Source organism: Falsiroseomonas frigidaquae (assembly GCF_012163145.1).
In the GTDB taxonomy this organism is placed as follows: Bacteria; Pseudomonadota; Alphaproteobacteria; order Acetobacterales; family Acetobacteraceae; genus Falsiroseomonas; species Falsiroseomonas frigidaquae.
Map to the genome: position 1 here is coordinate 301,347 of NZ_JAAVTX010000006.1, position 19,375 is coordinate 320,721.

The window sequence follows — 19,375 nt, forward strand, 5'->3', positions numbered from 1 at the left end:
TTCCCTGTCTATGGCCCATCTCCACCGACGGCCCGAAACGGCGCCGTGGCATTGCCGCCGGACGCCCATCGCCGCATCTTGCGGCCGACAGGCGCCACGAATGTGGCGGCCGCCGCTTATAGTGCCGTGTTCCCGCGGGAGGAAACCCATGCTCGACCTGCCCCACAAGACGCCCGAGGCGCCGACCACCGATCCCTTCGCCCTGGCCCGCGCGCTGTCCGGCGTGCATCTGATCGGCGGGCGCTACGTCCCGGCCCGCTCCGGCAAGACCTTCCCGGTGGTGAACCCGGCCACCGGCGAACAGGTGGCGGAAGCCGCGGAGGGCGATGCGGCGGATGTCGATGCCGCGGTGCAGGACGCCGCGAAGGCCCAGAAGGAATGGGCCAAGGTCCCGGCCCGCAAGCGCGGCGCCCTGGTGCATGCCTGCGCGGCGGCCATCCGCGCGCATGTGGATGAGCTCGGCCTGCTGATCGCGCTGGAAACCGGCAAGGCGCTGCGCACCGAATCCCGCGTCGAGGCCAATGTGGTGGCCGATGTGTTCGAATTCTTCGGCGGCCTGGGCGGCGAGCTGAAGGGCGAATCGGTGCCCTTCGCCCCCAATGTGCTGTCCGTGACGGTGCGGGAGCCGCTGGGCGTGGTCGGCGCCATCATCCCCTGGAACGTGCCGATGCTGCTGATGGCGCTGAAGGTTGCGCCGGCGCTGGTGGCCGGCAATGCCGTGGTGGTGAAGTCCGCCGAGGAAGCGCCGCTGGCGGTGCTGCGGATCTGCGAGATCCTGAACCGCATCCTGCCGCCGGGCGTGTTCAACATGGTCTCTGGCCAGGGCCCGGAATGCGGCGCGCCGCTGGTGGCCCACCCGCTGGTGCGGAAGGTGACCTTCACCGGATCGGTCGAGACCGGGAAGATCGTCGCCCGCGCGGCGGCGGAGAAGCTGATCCCCGTCACGCTGGAGCTCGGCGGCAAGTCGCCGATGATCGTCTTCGCCGATTGCGACTTCGACAAGACCGTCTCCGGCGCGCTGACCTCCATGCGCTTCACCCGGCAGGGCCAGTCCTGCACGGCGGCCAGCCGCATCTATGTCGAGCGCCCGATCTTCGACCGCTTCGTGGCGGCGATGAAGGAGGCGGTCGACAAGATGGTGATGGGCGACCCGCTGGATGAGAAGACGGATATCGGCACCATCGTCAGCCAGGGCCAGCTGGAGAAGGTGAAGGCCTATATCGCCGAGGGCGCGGCGACGCCGGGTGCCACCGCCCATGTCTGCTCCGCCATGCCGACCGACCCGGCGCTGAAGAAGGGGCTGTTCGTGCAGCCGGTGATCTTCACCGGCCTCGACGGCAATTCCCGCCTGGTGCGGGAGGAGATCTTCGGCCCGGTTACCGTCATGCAGCCCTTCGACGATGCGGAAGCCGTGCTGGCCGAGGCGAACGATAGCGAATACGGCCTGGCCGCCAGCCTCTGGACCAACAATCTGAAGGTCGGGCTGGACCTCGCGCACCGGCTGGAGGCGGGGCTGGTGCAGATCAACCAGAACCTCGTCGTGCAGGCGAACCTGTCCTATGGCGGCGTGAAATCCTCCGGCCTCGGCAAGGAAGCCTCGCTGGAGGCGATGCTGGAGCACTTCACGCACAAGAAGACCATCATGGTGAATATGGGCTGATCGCAGCCCCGGGGCAGGACCGCCGCGCGGCGGTGGTCCTGCCGGCGCGCCGGTCAGCGCGCCTCCACCTTGCCGATCACCTGCTCCTCGACCACGGAAGCCGGCTCATACTGCCAGCGTGCCAGGGCGCCGCCGAGGAAGGCACCGGCCAGCGGTGCCACCCAGAACAACCAGAGCTGCCCGACATACTCGCCCCCGGCGAACAGCGCCGGCCCGGTGCTGCGCGCCGGGTTGACCGAGGTGTTCGTGACGGGGATGGAGATCAGGTGGATCAATGTCAGCGCCAGGCCGATCGGGATGCCCGCGAAACCCACCGCGGCGCCCTTCGAGGTGGTGCCGATGATGATGAAGACGAAGAAGAAGGACAGCACGATCTCCGCCGCGAGGCAGGCCTCCATGCTGTATTTGCCCGGGCTCAGCTCGCCATAGCCATTCGACGCGAAGCCGCCCGGCACCCAGCCCGGCTGCCCGGAGGCGATCATCCACAGCATGCCGGCCGCCGCGATCGCCCCGGCCACCTGGGCGGTCATGTAGGGCAGTACATGGTGGTTGGCGCAGCGGCCGGCCGACCACAGGCCGAGCGTGACGGCGGGGTTGAAATGACCGCCGGAAATGTGGCCCACGGCATAGGCCATGGTCAGCACCGTCAGGCCGAAGGCCAGCGCGACGCCCAGGAAGCCGATGCCAAGTCCGGGATACGCCGCCGCCAGTACGGCCGCGCCACATCCCCCGAAGGTGAGCCAGAAGGTGCCGAAGAATTCGGCGGTCAACCGTCTACTGAGGTCGCCCTTCATTCGAGTCTCCTTCCGGGGCAGCGCAGCCTGGAGCATGCCGCACCGCCGGAAGCCGGACCCAAGTCAAAAAAGGATTAGTCCGCACCTCCATCGGAGGGGTCGAGCGGGGCCCAGGCGCCATTGCCGGTGGAGGCCCGTCTGCCCTCGCCCCAGGGCTCAGGCGAAGCCCCAGACATCCTCCGCGCCGAGCTTCGGCGCGTCCAGCAGCACGGCGAGTTCCACCGGCGCCTCCCGCCCGCCGCCATCATCGGCCACCCAGAACAACTGGCCGGTCACCGTGTTGTAGACCACCAGGCTGCCGCTGCCGGCGCCGGCCTGCCCGGTGGCACTGGCCACGAACCGCGCCGCGCCGATCGGGCCTTCGGCCAGGCCGAAGCCCGCCACATCCAGCAGGACGCGGTCCGCATTCACGTTGAATTCGTCGATCCGGTCCGACCCCTCATTCGGCCGAAAGAAGAAGAAGCCATCGGCGCCGGCGCCGCTCCGCAGATAGTCCTGGCCCGGGCCGCCCGCCAGCAGGTCGTTGTTCGACCCGCCATCGAGGCTGTCATCGCCGTCGCCGCCCAGCAGCGTGTCGTCTTCGCCCCACCCGGCAAGCGAATCATGGCCCTGCCCGCCGATCAGCGTGTCGCCATTCCCCCCGCCGATCAGGAGATCATCGCCCTGGCCGCCATCGACCAGGCCCGAGCCCTCGACAGTGTCATTCCCCTCCTCGCCCAGCAGCAGATTGAAATTGCGGGGGTCGTAGAGGCGGTCATCGCCGGCCCCGCCGCGCAGCGTGTCGTTACCCGCACTGCCCTCCAGCGTATCGGCCCCCGCCTGGCCGAACAGCGAATCATTTCCGGCGTTGCCCAGCAGCCGGTCATTGCCGTCGGCGCCGACCAGGAAGTCATGGCCGGAGCCGCCATCCAGCGTGTCGGCCCCTTCCTGGCCGAACAGCGAATCATTGCCGGAATCGCCGAGCAGGACGTCATTGCCATCCTGGCCGAGCAGCCAGTCGTCGTCGTACTCGCCGAGCAGGCTGTCGGCGCCGGCACCGCCCACCAGCGTGTCGTGGCCCCGGCCGCCGAGCAGCGTATCGGCGCCGTCATGGCCGAACAGGCTGTCCTCGTCCTCGGCCCCGTTGAGCAGGTCATTGCCATCCTGCCCCGCCATCCAGTCATTGCCCGCGGCGCCCAGCAGCGTGTCGTTGCCGCTGTCGCCGGACAGGCGATCATCGCCCGCCTCGCCCGCCAGGCTGTCCGCGTCCTCGCCGCCGAACAGCGTATCCCGGCCCAGCCCGCCCACCAGGGTGTCGCGCCCCACCTGGCCGAACAGCCGGTCGTCGCCATCCTCGCCGGACAGGGTGTCGGCATCCTCCCCGCCATAGAGCGAATCCTGGCCGGCGCCGCCCAGAAGGAGATCGTTGCCCCAGGCGCCGGCCAGCAGGTCGTTGCCGTCGCCGCCGAGCAGCGCGTCGATGCCTGCACCGCCATAGAGGGAATCCGCGCCCGCGCCGCCCAGCAGCCTGTCATTGCCGCTGCCGCCATAGAGCCGGTCGTCGCCGTCCTCGCCTTGCAGCGTATCTGCGCCCGCCAGCCCCGCGAGCGAATCCGCGCCCTCGGTGCCGATCAGGAAATCGGGATCGGGCGTGCCACGCGCATTGGGCACGGAGACGGTCCGGTCCGCGAAACGCAGATATTCGATGCCGGAGAGCAGGTCGTTGCCATCCGCCGCGTTGCTCACCAGCGCGCGGCCATCGGGCAGGAAGGCGATGCCGTACTGGCTCCAATCCTGGCTGAAAACCGCGACATCGGTGCCGGCGCCGCCGCGGATCACGTCATTGCCGGCACCGCCGATGATCGTATCCGCCCCCGCGCCGCCATCCAGCTCGTCATTGCCGCCGAGGCCGGCCAGCGAATCCCCACCCCCGCCGCCGATGGCCGTGTCGTTGAAGGACTCGTCGCCGAGGAAGTAGACGCCATGGTTGGCGACGGCGCCCCACTTGTTCAGGAAGATCTTACTGCTGAAATCGAACACGCCCTCGCTCAAGGCAACGACGCGCGGCAGGCCGAAAAAGAAGTCGTCATCATTGTCCACCCGCACCTGGAGATGGGTGAAGGTGGCGAATTCCTCGGCCCCGATCGCCACGTCCCCGTTCAGCAGCAGCGTCTCGATGCTGACCAGCGTCGCGCCCAGCAGGAAGCCGTAATTCATGTCGAGCACGTCATGGCCCGCACCGCCATCCAGGATCTCTCCGGCGTAGAGCGAGCCACGGTTGACCAGCAGGTCATTGCCATCGCCGCCCAGCATCGTATCGGCCGCGCCGAAATTGCCGCCGCCCTGCACTGTGTCGCTCCCCGCGCCACCATCCAACATGCTGCCGCCGCCGCTCGCATACAGCAGATCATTTCCCATGCCGCCCTCCAGCAGATCCTCGCCCAGCGAGCCGGCCAGGGTGTCATCCCCATCGCCGCCCAGCAGCGTGCTGCGCCCGCTGCCGCCCACGAGGGTGTCATTCCCCTCGCCGCCATCCAGCGTCCCGTTCCCTGACAGCGAATCTGCCCCGGCGCCGCCCATCACCAGATTGTCGCCCGTGCCGGCCTGGATGCGGTCATTGCCGGCCGTGCCCGTGACCTGCACCGCCTCGCTGCCGGCCCGGAAGCGCACGGCATAGGTCGCGCCATCCACCGGCACATAGCTCTTGGCCGAGAAGTCGTAGGCGCCCGAGATGCCCAGAAAGACGGTGCCGGCCGTAAGCCTGAAGCTCTCGAACCCGGCGAAGACGGCGCTGGACAGGGACAGCTCCACCGTGCCGGCGCCCATGGTCTGCAGCCGCTCGAGGCCGGTAACGGTGGCCTCGACCAGCCGCGCCCCATGCATCAGCACCAGCGTATCGAAGCCATCCCCGCCCTCCAGCAGGCTGGCGGAGTCCAGCGCGCCATCGGCGTCTTCGAACAGGGTATCGTCGCCGGCGCCGCCCGCGAGCCGGTCGAGGCCGCTGCCGCCATCGAGCGTATCCGCGCCATCGCCGCCCTGCAGCAGATCCGCGCCATCCTGCCCGACCAGCCGGTCATTGCCGGCGCCGCCGGTCAGGCTGTCAGCGCCGCCACCGCCCGAGACCCAGAACTGCACGCCCTCGACCGGGACCACGGCGTCGAGGACAAGGCCCGGCGATGCGACGCCGTCGACGAAGACATCATCCGCCTCCCCGCCCGTCCAGATCTGGATTCCGTCGCCGGGGTTGGCCATGCCGCGTGCTCACTGAAGGGGGAGGCGAAACTGCCGTATCGGCGCCGCGACGATTGCACCAGGTCATCCATGCGCCAAGCCACGCTGTACCCAAGCGCGAATTCGTGAAATGGCAGGCGGCGGCACGGCCCGTGCCGCCGCCCTTGCCCAAGCGGGTTCAGGCGAAGCCCCAGACATCCTCCGCGCCCAGCTTCGGCGCGCCCAGCAGCACGGCGAGTTCCACCGGCGCCTCCCGCCCGCCGCCATCATCGGCCACCCAGAACAGCTGGCCGGTCGCCGTGTTGTAGACCACAAGGCTGCCGCTGCCGTCGCCGGCCTGCCCGGTGGCATTGGCCACGAATCGTGCCGCGCCGATCGGGCCTTCGGCCAAACCGAAGCCCGCCACATCCAGCAGGATGCGGTCCGCAGTCACGTTGAATTCGGCGATCCGGTCCGAGCCCTCGCCCGGGGCGCCAAAGAGGAAGCCGTCGGCGCCCGGGCCGCTTCGCAGATAGTCCTGGCCCAGGCCACCCGCCAGCAGGTCGTTGCTCGAACCACTGTCCAGGCTGTCATCGCCCGCGCCCCCCAACAGCGTGTCCTCGCCGCTCTCACCCGCCAGCGTGTCATGGCCCTGGCCGCCGAGCAGCGTGTCTCCGCCGCCCCCACCGGAAACCGCATCATCGCCATCCCCGCCATCGATCAGGCCCCCCCCCTGGAGGGTATCGTTGCCCGCCTCGCCCATCAGCCAGTTCCGGGCAAAGAGGTCGATCAGCAGGTCGTCGCCGGTGCCGCCGCGCAGCGTGTCGTTGCCCGAGCCGCCCTCCAGCGTATCGGCCCCGGCCTGGCCGAACAGTAGATCATTCCCAACATCGCCCAGCACCCGGTCATCGCCATCGCCCCCGACCAGGAAGTCGTTGCCAGCGGCGCCATCCAGCGTGTCGGTGCCCTCCTGGCCGAACAGCGAATCGTTTCCGGAATCGCCGAGCAGCACGTCATTGTCTTCCTGGCCGAGCAGCCAGTCGTCAGCGAAACCGCCGAGAAGGCTGTCGGCGCCGGCACCGCCCACCAGCGTGTCGGGGTCCTGGGCGCCGCGCAGCGTATCGGCGCCGTCATGGCCGAACAGGCTGTCCCGCCCCTCGCCCCCGTCCAGCAGGTCGTTGTCCTCCTGGCCCGCCATCCAATCATTGCCGGCACCGCCCAGCAGCGTGTCGCTGCCGGTGCCGCCGGACAGGCGGTCATCGCCCGCCTCGCCCGCCAGGCTGTCCGCGTCCTCCGCGCCGAACAGCGTGTCCCGGCCCAGCCCGCCGAGCAGGATGTCGCGCCCCGACTGGCCAAACAGCCGGTCGTCGCCATCCTCGCCGCGCAGCGTATCGTCATCCTCGCCGCCATCGAGCGAATCCTGGCCGGCACCGCCCAGCAGGCGGTCATGGCCCGACTGGCCGGACAGCCGGTCGTCGCCATCCTGGCCAAGCAGCGTGTCGCCATCCTCGCCGCCATCGAGCGAATCCTGGCCTGCACCGCCCAGTAGGCTGTCATGGCCCGCGGCACCGGCCAGCAGATCATTGCCTTCGCCGCCGGACAGGACATCCCGATCGGCGCCGCCATAGAGGGAGTCGTTGCCCGCCTCACCCTGCAACAGATCATTGCCGACGCCGCCATAGAGGGAGTCGTCACCCGCCTGGCCAAGCAGCGTGTCGTCGCCCGCCAGCGCCGAGAGGAAATCCGCCGCCTCGGTCCCAAGCAGATGGTCGGCTTCGGAGCTGCCGACCGAATTGGGCACCAGGATGGTCTGGTCCTGGAAGCGCAGGAATTCGATGCCGGAGAGCAGGTCATTGCCCTCCATCGCGCTGCTCACCAGCACGCGGCCATCGGACAGGAAGGCGATGCCGTACTGGCTCCGGGCCTGGCTGAACACCGCGACGTCAGCGCCGGCGCCGCCCCGGATCACGTCGTGGCCGGAATCGCCCCGAATTGTGTCGGCCCCGCCACCGCCATCCAGCTCGTCATTCCCGCCCAGGCCCACCAGGGAATCGGCGCCAGCGGCGCCGAGCACCGTATCATCGAAGGCATCGCCGCCGAGGACATAGACCCCAAGGGCGGCGACATCGCCCCGCGCATTCAGGATCACCTTGCTGCTGAGATCGAAGACGCCCTGGTCGTAGGCCACGACGCGCGGCCTTCCGGAGAGGAACGGCCCCCCGTCATCGCTCACCTGGAGCTTTGTGAAGGTGGCGAATTCCGCAGCCCCGATCGACAGGTCGCCATTCAGCAGCAGCGTCTCGATTCCGATCAGCGTCGCGCCGAACAGCGTGCCGCGGTTCATGTCGAGGACGTCGTTGCCTTCCCCGCCATCCAGCACCTCCCCCGCGAGGAGCATGCCGCCATTGATCAGAAAATCACTGCCATCGCCACCGCGCAGCGTGTCGGCCGGACCGAATCTGCCGGCGCCGATCAGCGTGTCGTTGCCCGCGCCGCCGTCGAGCACATTGGAGCCTCTTCCCACCAGGAGGCGGTCATTCCCCGCGCCACCCTCCAGCACATCGCCACCGCCTGAGGCGGACAGCCGGTCGTTTCCCTCCTCGCCGCGCAGCGTGTCACGCCCGTTGAGGGCGGTGATCATGTCGTCGCCGGCACCGCCGATCAGCAGGCCATCGCGGGAGATGGAATTATTGTCATTGATGAAGTCATCGCCCTCGCCGCCATCCACCGTCCCGTTGCCGGAAAGCGTATCCGTCCCGGCGCCGCCCAGCAGTAGATTGGCGTCCGCCCCGGCCCGGATGCTGTCGTTGCCGGCCGTGCCCGTCACCTGCACCGCCGCACTGCCGCCCTGGAAGTGCACCGCGTAGGTCGCGCCATCCACCGGCAGATAGGTCTTGGCGGAGAAGTCGTAGGCCCCGCCGGTCCCCAGGAAGACCGTGCCGGCCGCGAGCATGAAGCTCTGGAATCCGGCGAAGGCGGCGCTGCCCATGGTGAGCTGAACCGTGCCGATGCCCGCGGTCTCCAGCCTCTCCAGGCCGGTGACGGTGGCACTTACCAGCCGGGCGCCATGCGTCAGGATCAGCGTATCGTAGCCATCCCCGCCCTCCAGCAGGCTGGCCGAATCCAGCGCGCCGTTGGCGTATTCGAACAGGATGTCGTCGCCAGCGCCGCCCGTGAGCCGGTCAAGACCGCTGCCGCCATCGAGCGTGTCCTGCCCGTCGCCGCCCTGCAGCACATCCGCGCCATCCTCGCCGACGAGCCGGTCATCCCCGCCCCCGCCGGTCACGCTGTCATCACCACCCCCGCCCGAGACCCAGAAATGCACGCCCTCGCCCGGGGCGACGATATCGAGGACGAAGCCCGGCGATGCGACGCCATCGACGAGGACGTCATCCGCCTCCCCGCCGGTCCAGATCTGGATGCCTTCAACGGGGTTGGCCATGCCGCGTACTCACTGAACGGGGAAGCGAAACTGCCGGATCGGCGGTGCGACGATTGCACTCTGGTCATGCAGGCGGCAAGCCGCGTTGTACTCAGGCGCGAAGCCGTGAACCCTGGCGCGGATGCGGCCAGTCCCACGACGATGCGGCCCACCTTCCCTTCCTTCCCCATCCGGTCCACCTAGCGCCGCATGCGCCTCCTCCTCCGCCTCTCCGGCCGGCTGATCCTGCTGGCCTTCATCCTCACCGGCTTCGCCATCGCCTTCGCGGCGGCGCTGGTCTTCACCACCCTGCCCGATGCGCGGGAGGAGCTGGCGATCCCGAGCCTCTCCGCCCCCGTCGCCATCAGCCTTGATGAGCATGGCATCCCCCGCATCCGGGCGGAGACGGAACGCGATGCGGCGGTCGCGCTCGGCTACCTCCATGCGCGGGACCGCATGTTCCAGATGGAGGCGATGCGCCGCAGCGCCGCCGGGCGGCTGGCGGAGATCGCCGGCCCCTCCGCGCTGCGGCTCGACCGCTTCTCCCGCACCCTCGGCCTGCTGCCGCGGGCGGAGGCCGACCTGGCGGCGCTGGATGCCGGGACGCGGGACATGCTGGCCGCCTATGCGGAGGGAGTGAATGCGCTGCTCCTGGTGCGCGGCCGCCTCGCCGCCCCGGAATTCCTGGTGCTGGGGGAGCCGGAGCCCTGGCGGCCGGAACACTCCCTGCTCTGGGGCAAGGTGATGGGCCTGTGGCTGTCGGGCAATTGGCGGCGGGAGCTGGAGCGCGCCGCCCTGGCGGAGGCGCTGCCGCCGGCGAAGCTGGACGATCTGTGGCCGCAGGATGCCAGTCCCGGCCGCCCCGACCTCGCCAGCCTGCCCGGCGCGCCACATCTGGCCCGCGTGCTGCAGGCGATTCCGTTATTCGGGGAGGATGCGCCCCTGCCCGCCTCCGCCTCCAACGCCTGGGTGGTGGCGGGGCAGCGCAGCGCCAGCGGCGCGCCGATCCTGGCGAACGACCCGCATCTCGGCTTCAACGCGCCGATCCTGTGGTACCTGGCGCGGATCGAGCTGCCGGAAGGCCAGTTCCGCGCCGGGGCCACCGCGCCGGGCGTGCCTGGCATCGTCATCGGCCGTAACCAGTCCGTGGCCTGGGGCTTCACCACCACCCATTCGGACACGCAGGACGTATTCGTCGAGCGCCTGGCCGGCCCCGATGCCTACCTGACCCCGGACGGCCCGCGCCCCTTCACGCTGCGTGAGGAACACATCGCGATCCGCGGGCAGGAGGAGCCGGAGATCCTGCAGGTGCGCGAGACGCGGCACGGCCCGGTGATCTCGGGCCTCGATGGGCTGGCTACGCCGGAGGGCCATGTGCTCGCCGTCGCCATGGCCAATCTGCAGCCGAACGACACCGCCGCGGCCGCCCTGGTGGCGCTGAACCGCGCGACCAGCGTGGCCGAGGCGCGGGCCGCCGGCGCCCTGTTCAGCAGCCCGCCGCAGACCCTGCTGGTGGCCGACAGCGCAGGGCGCATCGCGCAGTATCTGCTCGGCCGCACGCCGATCCGGGCCGGAGGCGACGGCAGCCTTCCCGCGCGCGGCTGGGATGGCAGCGGCGACTGGACCGGATTCGTGCCCTTCGATGCCATGGCGCATGTCGAGGACCCGGAAACGGGCCTGATCGCCAATGCAAATTCCCGCCCGGCCCCGGTGGACCATCCGGTGTTCCTCGGCCGGGAATGGTATGGCGACTGGCGCCTGCGCCGCATCCGCGAATTGCTCGCCGCCCGCCCGCTGCACGACGCCGCCGGCTTCGCCGCCATGCAGAATGATGTGGTGTCTCCGCTGGCGCGGGAGATCCTGCCGGTGCTGCGCGCCGTGCCGCCGCCGCCGGGCCTGGCCGCCCGCGCCCATGCGCTGCTGGCCGATTGGAACGGCGAGATGCGTGCCGACCTGCCGCCGCCGCTGATCCACCATGCCTGGCTGCGCCAGTTCCGGCAGATGGCGCTGGCCGCCGGTGGCGCGCCGGAGGGTACGGCGGCCGGGCCGGAATTCCTCGCCCGCCTGCTGCTGGAGCCGGGCCGGGCCGAGGCCTGGTGTGGCAGCGAGGGCTGCACGCCGCTGCTGGCCCGCGCCCTCGAACGGGCCGTGGCGGATCTGGAAGCCCAGTACGGCGGCGACCTGGCCGAATGGCGCTGGGGGGCCGCCCATGTCGCCCGCTTCGAGCACCCGCTGCTGCGCTTCGTCCCGCTGCTCGGGCGGATGACGCGGCTGGAGGCTGGAACCGGCGGCGACAATGAAACGCTGTCCCGCGGCGGCATGCGCGGCAGCGGGGAAAACCCCTTCGCGCACCAGCATGGCGCCGGCCTGCGGATGGTTTCGGACCTCTCAGATGACGAGGGTGCGCTGGCGATCATCGCGACCGGCCAGTCGGGAAATCCCCTATCGGATAATTTCGCGAGCCTCATGGAACGCTGGCAGTCCGGTGACGTTGTCCGGCTCGGGCGACGGCCGGAAAATGAGACAGGTTCCATCCGACTGACGCCGTGAACGAATCGGAGAGCCACCGTGCCCATCTCCAACCCTCGCGCGTTCGACGGCGTTTTGCGCCGCCGCCTGGCGGCCTGGATGATCGATGCGGCCCTGGTGCTGATGCTGTCCTGGGTGGTCTGGGGCGGCACGGCGCTGCTGGCAGTGTTCACCGTCGGCCTGGCGGGCGGGTTGCTGCTGCTGCCCTGGGCGCTGATCGTGCCCATCCTCTACGGCACGCTGTCCATCGCCTCCCCGCTCTCGGCCACGCCGGGCCAGGCGGTGATGGGCCTCGCGGTGCGGTCGGATGCGGATGCGACGGCGCCGAGCCTGGGGCAGGCCTTCACCTCCACCACGCTCTATGCGCTGTCCTGGGCCGCGGGTGGGCTGCCGCTGCTGGCGCCGCTGTTTTCTGGCCGGCACCGCACGCTGCACGACCTGTTCTCCGGCACGCTGGTGGTTCGTAGCGCGCTGCTGGCTCCGCCGCAGAGATCGCGCGGGCTCGCTGCCGAGGATGGTTGATTTGCGGCCCTCGAACGCCGAGACTATGTCTCAATCAGATGTTGCACCGCCCCGCACGCCGCCCGCAGTTCTTCTATACCACCGCGCCGTTGCCCTGCCCTTACCTGGCCGGGCGGACGGAGCGGAAGATCGTCACCGAGCTGTCGGGCGCGGAGGCGGAGCCGCTGCATGACCGGCTGTCGCGCGCCGGATTCCGCCGCAGCCACAACATCGCCTATTCCCCTGTCTGCCCGGGCTGCCGCGCCTGCATCCCGATCCGCATCGTCGCCGGCGAATTCCAGCCGGATCGCACGCAGCGGCGCATCTTCCGCCAGAACACCGATCTGAGCACGGCGGAGCTGCCGGCGCGGGCGACGGCGGAGCAGTTCGCGCTGTTCCAGCGCTACCAGGGCGCCCGGCACGGCGATGGCGACATGGCCGCGATGGGCTTCTACGATTATCGCGCCATGGTCGAGGATACTCCGATCACCACCGGTATCGTGGAGTTTCGCGATAGCACCGGGCGGCTGGTCGGCGCCTGCCTCACCGACTGGCTCTCGGATGGCCTGTCCGCCGTCTATTCCTTCTTCGAGGCCGATAGCGGCAAGCGCAGCCTCGGCACCTACACCATCCTGTGGCTGGTCGCCCGCGCCCGGGCGCTGGGCCTGCCCTACGTCTATCTCGGCTATTGGGTGCCGCAGAGCGCCAAGATGTCCTACAAATCCCGCTTCCGGCCGAGCGAGACGCTGGCCGGCGGTGTCTGGCGGGTGCTGGCGGAGCACCAGGACCATGCCGAGCCGCTGGCCCCCGACCATCAGGAAAAGCTGACCGTTACGGGCTGAGCCTCAGGCCAGTATCGCGTGCCGGTTGCGGTCGCTATCCAGCTGCTGCGCCAGTTCCAGCGCCTTGAAGGGCGGCTTCTTCCCGGCGAGCAGCGCGGCCAGGGCGGCGCGGGCCTTCAGGTCGTTGCGATACCATTGGTGCTGCACCACGTCCCATTCGGTGCCGCCCTTGGCCAGGATGCGGTCCCGCGACTCCCAGTCGAGCCCGCTGAAGCAATCCACCACCTCCACCGCAGGCGGCAGGTTGGCGAGCATGGTCGGGCCGTAATGGCCAAGGCGGCGATTGCCGTTGGCGATCTGGCTGGCGACGGACAGGGTGCAGTCCTGGCTGATGCAGACCGTCACCTTCTCCGCCATCTGCGGCAGCAGGCGCAGCGGCTGGCCCGGCTCCAGCGCATTGGCGGCGACGTCGGCGGCCACCAGGATGGCCTGCGCGAACAGCGCCTCCATCTCCCGCGTCAGCAGCCCGTTGTTCAGCGCCTCCATCCCGCAGGCCAGCGCGTGGTTGCCCATGCTGTGCGCCAGCAGCACCAGGCGGGGCCGGCTCGCACCCGGGGTCACGCCCTGGGCCGCCCGTTCCCGCGCCCGCCAGATCTCGCGGATCAGCCGGGCGAGCGCGGGGGCGGAGGCGGTGGCATCCCGCTGGTCGTCCAGATACTGCTCCCGCAACCCGGCATCGGCGGCGAACAGCCGCGGGTCCAGCACGCGGCCATCGGAAGGCCAGGAGAACACAAGCGGCGCCAGGGCCAGGCCCTCCGCCTCGTAGAACTCCTCGATCTGGGCGGCGCGCTGCAGTGCGTCGCTAAAGCTGTTGGAGAAGCCGTGGAGGTAGAACAGGGGCACGGCGCCCCGCGCCGCGGCGCCTACCAGCCAGTCATCCAGCAGCCGGGCGCAGGCGCCGCCGACCGGGTCGGCAAAATCATCGTCGCCGATGATTTCCGGGGCGCGGAGCAGGCTGCGCGGCGCCTCCGTGTCGATCGGGTCGCCGACCCAGCCCACCTCGGCCCGGCCGAGGAACAGCGGGTGATGCGCGCCGGCCAGCAGGTCGGCGTCCTGCGCGAAGCCATCCGACAGGCGTGGGCGGTTGGTGGCGAAGTGCAGCGTGGTGCTGGCCCGCTTCGCCGGCTTGGCCTGGGATTTCGGCGCTTTGTGCTTCGGCATCTCCGCCCCCGATCCTGCTGGGGCCGGATCGGATCACGCAATGGTTGCGCTGTCCATCAAACTCCGAACTTGCGCGATTTCGGGAAGCGATCCGGCGGCATGCGGCCGGCGCCGGCGCGCTGGCCGGTCCAGGTCCGCAGATCCGTCTCCACCTTCACCCCGCCGCCATAGCGCCAGGCCAGGCCTTCCTTCGCGCTGAACACCTTGGCGTCGTTCAGCGTCGCGCCATCCTTGAGCTGCATGAGCTGCACGCCACGGCCGCGCGCCATCTCCGGCACCTGGGACAGCGGGAAGACCAGCAGGCGGTTGTTGCTGCCGATGGTCGCCACGCTGTCACCCTCCCCGTTCTCACCCTGGATCGGTATGCAGAGCAGCGCCTCCACCGCGGCATCGACCACCAGCACCTGCTTGCCGGTACGCTTCTCCGCCAGCAGCTCCTCGCCCTTCACCACGAAGCCCTTGCCGTCGGTCGCCGCCACCAGGAAGCGGCGGCCATCCCGGTGGACGAACAGCGTCACCACGTCATCGCCATTCGACAGGTCCAACAGCAGCCGCACCGGCTGGCCGTCGCCACGGCCGCGCGGGATGGCGTCCGCCTTCACCGTATAGGCCTTGCCATTGGTCGCCAGCACCACGATGCGGTCCGTGGTTTCCGCGTGCAGCGCATATTTCAGGCTGTCGCCTTCCTTGAAGCGCAGCTCCGCATCGGCGCCCAGATGCCCCTTCTGCGCCCGGATCCAGCCCTTTTCGGACAGGATGACGGTGATCGGCTCGCGCTCGATGAAGGCGGTCTCGTCCACCACGGCGCCGACCTCGATGGTGCCGGGGATCGTGCGGCGCTTGCCGAGCGCGGTTGCCTGGCCGAACTTGTCCCGCGTCGCGCGGACCTCATCGGCAATGGAGGCCCAGCGCTTCGCCTCGCTGGTCAGCAGGCCGCGCAGCTTCGCCTGCTCCTTGCTGAGCTTGGTGTGCTCCTTGCGGATCTCCATTTCCTCAAGCTTGCGCAGTGCGCGCAGGCGCATGTCGAGGATGGCGTTGGCCTGCGTCTCGTTCAGGCCGAAGGCGGCCATCAGCGCGTCCTTCGGCTTGTCCTCCTCCCGCACGATGCGGATCACCTCGTCCAGGTTGAGATAGACGATGAGGTAGCCGTCCAGGATCTCCAGCCGCCGCGCGATCGCCGCCAGCCGATGCTCCGACCGCCGCACCAGCACCACATGCCGGTGGTCGAGCCAGCAGCGCAGCACCTCCCGCAGCCCCATCACGCGGGGCGTGCGGTCCGCGTCCAGCACGTTCATGTTGAGCGGGAAGCGGGTTTCCAGCTGGGTGTGGCGGAACAGCGTCTCCATCAGCATCTTCGCATCGATGGCGCGGGTCTTCGGCTCCAGTACCAGCCGGACGACATCCGTCGATTCGTCCCGCACATCACCGAGCAGCGGGAGCTTCTTCTCCTCCATCAGCGCCGCGATCTGCTCGATCAGGCGGGATTTCTGGACCTGGTACGGGATCTCGGTGACCACGACCTGCCAGGTGCCGTTCTTCAGCGGCTCCACATTCCACTGCGCGCGCAGCCGGAAGCCGCCGCGGCCGGTGGCGTAGGCCTCCCGCATCGATTCGGGGGATTCCACCAGCAGCCCGCCGGTCGGGAAATCCGGGCCTTTCACATGCGCCAGCAATTCGTCGATGCCGGCCTCGGGGTTCTCGATCAGCACCAGGGCCGCGTCGCACAGCTCCCCGGCATTATGCGGCGGGATGGAGGTGGCCATGCCCACCGCGATGCCGGCCGCGCCGTTCGCCAGCAGGTTCGGGAAGGCCGCGGCAAGCACCAGCGGCTCCTTTTCCTCGCCATCGTAGGTGGCGCGGAAATCGACCGCATTCTCCTCGATGCCCTCCAGCAGTGCCTGGGCAACCTCGGTCAGGCGGGCTTCCGTGTAGCGCATGGCCGCGGCGTTATCGCCGTCGATATTGCCGAAATTGCCCTGGCCCTCGACCAGCGGGTAGCGGGCGGCGAAATCCTGCGCCTGGCGGACCAACGCCTCATAGATGCTGCTGTCGCCATGCGGATGGTATTTGCCCATCACGTCGCCGACGATGCGGGCGCATTTCTTGAAGCCAGCGGCGGGGTCCAGCTTCAACTGGTGCATGGCGTAGAGCAGCCGCCGGTGCACCGGCTTCAGCCCATCCCGCACATCCGGCAGCGACCGGCTGACGATGGTGGACAGGGCATAGGCCAGGTACCGCTCGGACAAGGCCGCGGCCAGCCCGGTTTCCCGCATGTCGCCGCCATTGTCGGGATGCCCCGGGGGCGGAAGCTTGATGTCATCCGGCATGGGTACGTATTCGTGCTTCGTTCTGGTCCGAAGCCTTCTAGCCCAGCCGGCGGCGCCTGTTGAGGGGCTTCATGCGGCGTGGCGGGCGGAGGCCAGGGCCGCCAGCACCGCGTCGATCCGGCGCCGGGCGGCATCGTCCTGGCGGAAGGTCACCGCCAGCATGCCATCGGCGGCGCGCACCACACGTGCCGCCAGGCCAGGCCCCGCATCGCGAGGCCCGGCGGAGCCCGGTTCCGGCAGCACCACCTCCAGCGGCGCGCCCGCCGGCAGGTCCAGCCCACAGGCCAGCGCGGCGCCGCCACGCGACAGGTCCCGCAATTCCGCCTGCACCTCCGGCCGCCCAGGCAGGCGCAGCAGGACGCGCAGGCTGTTGCCGGAACGGCGCTCATACTGCCGGCGATCCCCCTTCTCGTCGTTCAGCGCGGACAGGAAGCCGTCCACCTCCGCCCGCAGGTCGCTCGCGACGCGCGAGACCTCCGTGGCCGCGACCAGAACCTTGCGCGCGGTGCCGTCGACGCCCTGCACGGTCGTGCTGACGCCCCGCATCGCCCGGCCGGCGGCCTCGGTCTGCTGCGCCACGGTGTGGACATTAATTGCGATCTCACGCGTCGTGGCGCCCTGCTGCTCCACCGCGGCCGCGATCGCCGTCGTCACCTCGCTGACTCGCGCGATCGCCTCGCCCACCGCACCGACGGCGCCGACGGCCTCGCCGGTCGCGGCCTGCATGCCGGCGATCTGCGCCCCGATCTGCTCCGTCGCCTGTGCGGTCTGCGCGGCGAGCTGCTTCACCTCGCCTGCCACAACCGCGAAGCCCTTCCCTGCCTCCCCGGCGCGCGCCGCCTCGATGGTGGCGTTCAGCGCCAGCAGGTTGGTCTGCTGTGCGATTCCGTTGATGAGCCGCACTACATCGCCGATCTCGCCCGCCGCCTGGGTCAGGCTGCGCACCGTGGCGTCCGTGGCGCGGGCGCGGCCGTTGGCTTCCCCGGCCATGGCGGCGGCGCGTGCCACCTGACTGGCAATCTCGCCCACGGTGTGGGTCATCTCCTCCGTCGCCGCGGCCACCGAGGACAGGTTGCCCACGCTTTCCGCCGCGCCGCTCGCGGTGGTGTCCGCGCTTTCGCGGGTGCGGGCCATCGCCTGGGCCATGTCGTCGGCGGCGGCGCGCATCGCATCGGCGGAACTGCCCAGCGTCGCCATGACGCCGCTGATGGAGACGCCGAACTCCTCCGTATGCCGGTGCATCGCCGCCTGCCGCCGGACCTCGGCCGCCTGGGTTTCCGCTGCCGCCGCTTCCAGTCGCCGCTTCTCCAGCCCCTCCGCGCGGAACCGCTCCAGCCCGCGTGCCAGGACGCCCACTTCGTCGCGACGCGCGATGCCGGGGACGGGCGTTTCCAATTCACCGGCGGCAATCGCCTCCGTGGCCTGCGTCACCCGTGCCAGCGGCCCGACGATGCTGCGTGCCACCAGGACGGCCAGCAGGGCCACCGCCAGCGCGGCCACCAGGGTTTCCCCGGCCACCACCAGCACCTCGGCGCGCTGCGCCGAGCGGAGATCGTCGATGTACAGGCCGGAGCCGATGACCCAGCCCCAGGGCGCGAATCCCTGCACGAAGGACAGCTTCTCCACCGGCTCCGCCTGGACCTGGCCGGCACCCGGGCGCGGCCACAGATAGGGGACGACGCCAGCGCCCTGCCGGCGCACCGTCTCGACGAAGGCCTGGAAGATCGGCAGGCCGTTCGGGTCGCGCAGCGTGCCCACCTCCTTGCCCTCCAGGTCCGGGCGGAAGGGATGCATGACAAGGCGCGGCGTCATGTCGTTGACCCAGACATATTCCTCGCCGCGATAGCGCAGGCCGCGAAGCGCCTGCAGCGCCTGGCCCTGGGCCGCCTCCCGCGACAGCCGCCCGGCCCGCTCCTCCGCCGCATAGTTCGCGACGATGCCGCTGGCGGATTCGACGACGCTCTGGATCAGCGCCACCCGGTCCGCCTCCAGCACCGTGTTGGTCTCGACGATCCGCAGGCCACCCACGGCCAGCAGGCCGAGCAGGGCCACCAGCGTGGTCAGGTGGATGCGCAGGGCGATGCGCAACCCGGAGAGGTGGTGGAGCATGGAAGTCCCTTGGGTTCGCTGACTTCATACAATGTCCCGCGTTTCTTGCCGGACCCTGAACGCCCAGCTCAGCGGGTCTGCATGCCCGCCAGAACATCGGCCAGCATCAGCCGCGCCGCAGGCAGCCCCCTATGCTGCACCCCGTACACGTCGCGGGCCAGGAAATGCCCGGTCAGCCGCAGACCCGCCGCCCAATCCAGCGGCCCGGACGGCCCCTGGCCGAGCAGGAAGGCCGGCAAGGGCAGCAGCCGGTCGCGCCATTCCCCGGCCGCGGAGGCGGAGACCGCGCGGGCGGAACGGGGCGAGACGAAGGCCAGGTCATCCCGGCTGCCGGTGACGGCGCAGGCGGAGAAATCCAGCCCGTAGCCGAGATCCGCCAGCAGATCCGCCTCCCACCGCACCAGGTCCGGCAGGGCCAGTTCGGTGCCCCGCGCCAGGGCGGCGATGAAGGCGACCAAGCCGTGGAAGATGCGCGGATGCGCCTCCCGCTCCGGCAGCGCGGTTTCGGCGACAGCACAGGCCGACCGCAGGGCGGCCAGCGCCAGCGGGTCTTCCATCGCCAGCGCCGCCGCCGGATGCACCAGCTCCGCGCTCAGCGCGCCGAGCTGTTCCGGCAGGCGCGCCACCCAGCGTGCCTCAACCAGATTGCCCGGCTGCCACAGCGCGGCCTGGCCGCGGGAGGCGCCGCCCTTGGCGAGGCCGGCATGGCGGCCGTGCTCCTCCGTCAGCAGCGTCGCGATGACGCCACCCTCGCCATGCGGGCGGATGTCGAGGATGATTGCCGGGGCGGTCCATTCGATGCTCACGCCGCTAAGGTGGGCGCTTGGGATGAGACTGGAAAG

11 protein-coding genes are annotated in these 19,375 nt (G+C 70.1%); 4 read left to right on the forward strand and 7 right to left on the reverse strand.

What is annotated here, in order from left to right; all coding sequences use genetic code 11:
- The first annotated feature begins 148 nt into the window (after positions 1-148).
- Positions 149-1,660 carry an aldehyde dehydrogenase family protein gene (locus tag HB662_RS21010; RefSeq protein ID WP_168052426.1) on the forward strand — a complete coding sequence of 504 codons (1,512 nt, stop codon included), beginning with the start codon at positions 149-151 and terminating at the stop codon, positions 1,658-1,660.
- Positions 1,661-1,713: 53 nt separating this feature from the next.
- Here the strand turns inward: HB662_RS21010 and aqpZ are convergent, their stop codons facing one another.
- The 3 genes from aqpZ to HB662_RS21025 form a co-directional block, all read right to left on the reverse strand.
- Positions 1,714-2,454 (reverse strand): aquaporin Z, encoded by a 741-nt coding sequence (aqpZ, locus tag HB662_RS21015; protein WP_168052428.1) that lies wholly within the window; start codon positions 2,452-2,454, stop codon positions 1,714-1,716.
- A 156-nt stretch (positions 2,455-2,610) separates the two neighbouring features.
- Positions 2,611-5,685: a calcium-binding protein gene (locus HB662_RS29800; RefSeq protein ID WP_168052431.1), complete on the reverse strand. Its 3,075-nt coding sequence runs from the start codon at positions 5,683-5,685 to the stop codon at positions 2,611-2,613.
- Between the two features lie 157 nt (positions 5,686-5,842).
- The gene (locus tag HB662_RS21025) at positions 5,843-9,085 is read right to left on the reverse strand and encodes a calcium-binding protein (RefSeq protein ID WP_168052433.1); all 3,243 of its coding nucleotides are present in this window, start codon (positions 9,083-9,085) and stop codon (positions 5,843-5,845) included.
- 189 nt (positions 9,086-9,274) lie between these two features.
- Between HB662_RS21025 and HB662_RS21030 the strand changes: the two genes are divergently transcribed.
- Genes HB662_RS21030 through HB662_RS21040 form a run of 3 tightly spaced genes read left to right on the forward strand, consistent with a single transcriptional unit; the run spans position 9,275 to position 12,936 of the window.
- On the forward strand, positions 9,275-11,614 hold the full coding sequence (locus tag HB662_RS21030; protein ID WP_168052435.1) for a penicillin acylase family protein: 2,340 nt from the start codon (positions 9,275-9,277) through the stop codon (positions 11,612-11,614).
- Positions 11,615-11,632: 18 nt separating this feature from the next.
- Positions 11,633-12,115 (forward strand): RDD family protein, encoded by a 483-nt coding sequence (locus HB662_RS21035; RefSeq protein ID WP_168052437.1) that lies wholly within the window; start codon positions 11,633-11,635, stop codon positions 12,113-12,115.
- Between the two features lie 38 nt (positions 12,116-12,153).
- Positions 12,154-12,936 carry an arginyltransferase gene (locus HB662_RS21040; RefSeq protein ID WP_168052439.1) on the forward strand — a complete coding sequence of 261 codons (783 nt, stop codon included), beginning with the start codon at positions 12,154-12,156 and terminating at the stop codon, positions 12,934-12,936.
- A 3-nt stretch (positions 12,937-12,939) separates the two neighbouring features.
- Here the strand turns inward: HB662_RS21040 and HB662_RS21045 are convergent, their stop codons facing one another.
- The 4 genes from HB662_RS21045 to recO all read right to left on the reverse strand — a co-directional run bounded on the left by HB662_RS21045 (position 12,940) and on the right by recO (position 19,333).
- On the reverse strand, positions 12,940-14,097 hold the full coding sequence (locus HB662_RS21045; RefSeq protein ID WP_168052441.1) for an alpha/beta hydrolase: 1,158 nt from the start codon (positions 14,095-14,097) through the stop codon (positions 12,940-12,942).
- 56 nt (positions 14,098-14,153) lie between these two features.
- Positions 14,154-16,424 (reverse strand): DNA topoisomerase IV subunit A, encoded by a 2,271-nt coding sequence (parC, locus tag HB662_RS21050; protein WP_168052443.1) that lies wholly within the window; start codon positions 16,422-16,424, stop codon positions 14,154-14,156.
- A gap of 69 nt (positions 16,425-16,493) precedes the next feature.
- Positions 16,494-18,533: a cache domain-containing protein gene (locus HB662_RS21055; RefSeq protein ID WP_168052445.1), complete on the reverse strand. Its 2,040-nt coding sequence runs from the start codon at positions 18,531-18,533 to the stop codon at positions 16,494-16,496.
- A 68-nt stretch (positions 18,534-18,601) separates the two neighbouring features.
- Complete coding sequence (gene recO, locus HB662_RS21060) at positions 18,602-19,333, reverse strand: DNA repair protein RecO (protein WP_168053114.1); 732 nt, start codon at positions 19,331-19,333, stop codon at positions 18,602-18,604.
- Between the last annotated feature and the right edge of the window lie 42 nt (positions 19,334-19,375).

Bases quoted from the DNA above. Each gene is read 5' to 3' on its own strand.
- HB662_RS21010 (WP_168052426.1), top strand. From the start codon at position 149: ATGCTCGACCTGCCCCACAAGACGCCCGAGGCGCCGACCACCGATCCC.
- aqpZ (WP_168052428.1), bottom strand. From the start codon at position 2,454: ATGAAGGGCGACCTCAGTAGACGGTTGACCGCCGAATTCTTCGGCACC.
- HB662_RS29800 (WP_168052431.1), bottom strand. From the start codon at position 5,685: ATGGCCAACCCCGGCGACGGAATCCAGATCTGGACGGGCGGGGAGGCG.
- HB662_RS21025 (WP_168052433.1), bottom strand. From the start codon at position 9,085: ATGGCCAACCCCGTTGAAGGCATCCAGATCTGGACCGGCGGGGAGGCG.
- HB662_RS21030 (WP_168052435.1), top strand. From the start codon at position 9,275: ATGCGCCTCCTCCTCCGCCTCTCCGGCCGGCTGATCCTGCTGGCCTTC.
- HB662_RS21040 (WP_168052439.1), top strand. From the start codon at position 12,154: ATGTTGCACCGCCCCGCACGCCGCCCGCAGTTCTTCTATACCACCGCG.
- HB662_RS21045 (WP_168052441.1), bottom strand. From the start codon at position 14,097: ATGCCGAAGCACAAAGCGCCGAAATCCCAGGCCAAGCCGGCGAAGCGG.
- parC (WP_168052443.1), bottom strand. From the start codon at position 16,424: ATGCCGGATGACATCAAGCTTCCGCCCCCGGGGCATCCCGACAATGGC.
- HB662_RS21055 (WP_168052445.1), bottom strand. From the start codon at position 18,533: ATGCTCCACCACCTCTCCGGGTTGCGCATCGCCCTGCGCATCCACCTG.